Annotated in this window: 3 protein-coding genes; 1 reads left to right on the forward strand and 2 read right to left on the reverse strand. The window is 37.3% G+C overall.

What is annotated here, in order from left to right:
• Positions 1-147: 147 nt before the first annotated feature.
• A complete protein-coding gene (locus IEX94_RS19370) occupies positions 148-471 on the reverse strand; it encodes an AzlD domain-containing protein (RefSeq protein WP_188859876.1) in 324 nt (107 codons plus the stop codon).
• Positions 468-1,193 (reverse strand): AzlC family ABC transporter permease, encoded by a 726-nt coding sequence (locus IEX94_RS19375; protein ID WP_188859878.1) that lies wholly within the window; start codon positions 1,191-1,193, stop codon positions 468-470. The genes IEX94_RS19370 and IEX94_RS19375 overlap by 4 nt, the downstream gene beginning before the upstream one ends.
• Before the next feature lie 98 nt (positions 1,194-1,291).
• On the opposite strand from IEX94_RS19375, the gene IEX94_RS19380 reads away from it, so the two are divergent.
• Complete coding sequence (locus tag IEX94_RS19380; protein WP_188859880.1) at positions 1,292-1,843, forward strand: helix-turn-helix domain-containing protein; 552 nt, start codon at positions 1,292-1,294, stop codon at positions 1,841-1,843.
• Positions 1,844-2,215 lie beyond the last annotated feature (372 nt).

Genomic DNA, 2,215 nt, shown 5'->3' on the forward strand with positions numbered 1-2,215 from the left:
GAGGCTCACCAGCCGCCTGCGGAAAGCGAGAGGTGTCTGGACTGCGAACTTCCAGAAGAAAATTGCACTAACGCTGAATGAAAGTAATAGGGTCACTTTTAGATAAGGATATCCAAAGAAGGCTGGTTATGCAACATGATCTAGAATTCAAACGAAAAACCGGACCGTCGCCATACATACAATTCCTACTAGAACGGTAGCTGATAAACTCTTTGTCCATAAGGCAATAAGAAGCGTTGGGATGATCGCAGCAAGCACTCTCCAATCTATCGCTAATACTGACGCATCTTGAATGATAAAGCTATCAACAATCAAAGCGGTAAAAATACAAACCGGTATAAATGAAAGCCATTTGACGACAACTTTTGGAAGGGCTATATTTCTAATAACGATGAATGGAATAACCCTCGGAATAAAAGTTACAATCGCACAGCCCAATATAATTAAAAGTACGGTTAGATTAATACTCATTTGTCTTTTACCACTCCAATCGTAGCAACAATGACTGTAGTTAAAAGAATCGCGATATAGGAAGGTACGAACAGACAAAATACGATCATCAGTACAACGACATAACCAATTAAAGATAAATAAAAATTCAGTTTACCTACATCGATATGCTCTAACTGCAGTACAAGTAAGGCAAGGAACATAGCGGTTAAAGCAAAGTCCAACCCAAGTACTTCCGGATTGGAAATCCATTTTCCAAAAATCGCACCTGCGACACAGGATAAAATCCAAAAGATATACGCGGTTATATTCAACCCGTTCATCCAGCGATCATTGAACGTTTCTTTTTGGACAATCTTATTCGCAGCGACACCAAATGACTCATCTGTGACAAGGGCGCCGATCCCAATATTTTTGAGCAGAGAATAGTTTGTGAAATAAGGAGCCAATGTCATACTCAATAGCAAATGTCTTAAATTCACAATGAAAGTTGTAAATACAATAACAGAAAAAGGACTACCTGCTACAATCAATGCGCAGATAATAAATTGGGATGCACCAGCATAAACGAGTATAGATAAAAGGGCAACTTCCAATACACTTAAGTTGGAGGAAGCACCGACAATTCCTGCAGCAATTCCAATACTGATATAACCAAATAAAGTTGGAATACAATCCTTTACCCCCTGAGAAAAAGTAGACAATTTATATCCATCATCTATTCTTTTTGCCAACTCACTCATTATTTCCCCACCCTCTTGTATGTAATGTTAAACATATGTATGTTATATTATTCCCTACATGCTATAATAAACATATCAAAGAGTCAAGGAGATTTTGTATGGAATTCATTCAAGAAGTGATTGCAGACAACCTTGCTGAAATAAGAAAAGCAAGGGGATTAAGCTTTGACCAATTAGCCGAATTGACTGGTGTCAGTAAAGCAATGCTAGCTCAAATTGAAAGAGGCAAGTCCAATCCGACCGTCACTACACTTTGGAAAATTGCTAACGGGCTACAAGTATCTTTTTCAAGCTTTCTTAAGGAAAATGAGAAACCTAAAATCGAAAAAATAGACATGTCGAAGCTCAGTCCTGTCATCGATGACGGGGGTAATTATCTTGTCTATTCCGTCTTTCCATTCCATCCGGAGAAGAAATTTGAAATTTTCACCGTAGAATTGCAGCCTGGTTTCAGTCACCAAGCAGAGAAGCATATTGGTGAAGAGTATATATTAATCCAACGCGGGACACTTACGATTGAGATTCATGATGAGGAATTTGAATTAAAGGCGCATGAAACCATTAAGTTTCCTGCAAATACAGTTCATGTCTATACAAACGACACGGATGAGCTGGTCAGATTTTACACCGTTATTTTTTATCCGGAATGATCATAAGAATTTGAACCTCTCATGACTAAAATCACGAGATTCTTGGGAAGAGAACATACTTAATGAACGGTGCATACACAATTCATAAGCGGTTTTTTTTATCGACCAAGCTAGCCTCGTGGTTTTTAATCTTCCCTTGTAAATTATAATCTCATGTTTGACACCAAAAACCGCAAAAAACGTTGTGAACTCAATGTTTTTTGCGGTTTTTTTGATGGCAAAAATAGCGTACTATTTTCCATTGTAAAACTAAGCAGTAATAGAAAATCAAAAAACAAGTCTTTATCCTTAGAGATAGATGGAAAAAAACTTGTCTTTTATTTATGTAAAGCTCCACATTGTTCCATCTAAAACACTTGCTAATTGTTCAAA

Origin of the sequence: Oceanobacillus indicireducens (genome assembly GCF_014647195.1) — a bacterium.
Classification (GTDB): domain Bacteria; phylum Bacillota; class Bacilli; order Bacillales; family Amphibacillaceae; genus Oceanobacillus; species Oceanobacillus indicireducens.

Excerpts from the sequence above, each read along its gene's own strand:
- IEX94_RS19370 (WP_188859876.1), bottom strand. The coding sequence starts at position 471 with ATGAGTATTAATCTAACCGTACTTTTAATTATATTGGGCTGTGCGATT.
- IEX94_RS19380 (WP_188859880.1), top strand. The coding sequence starts at position 1,292 with ATGGAATTCATTCAAGAAGTGATTGCAGACAACCTTGCTGAAATAAGA.
- IEX94_RS19375 (WP_188859878.1), bottom strand. The coding sequence starts at position 1,193 with ATGAGTGAGTTGGCAAAAAGAATAGATGATGGATATAAATTGTCTACT.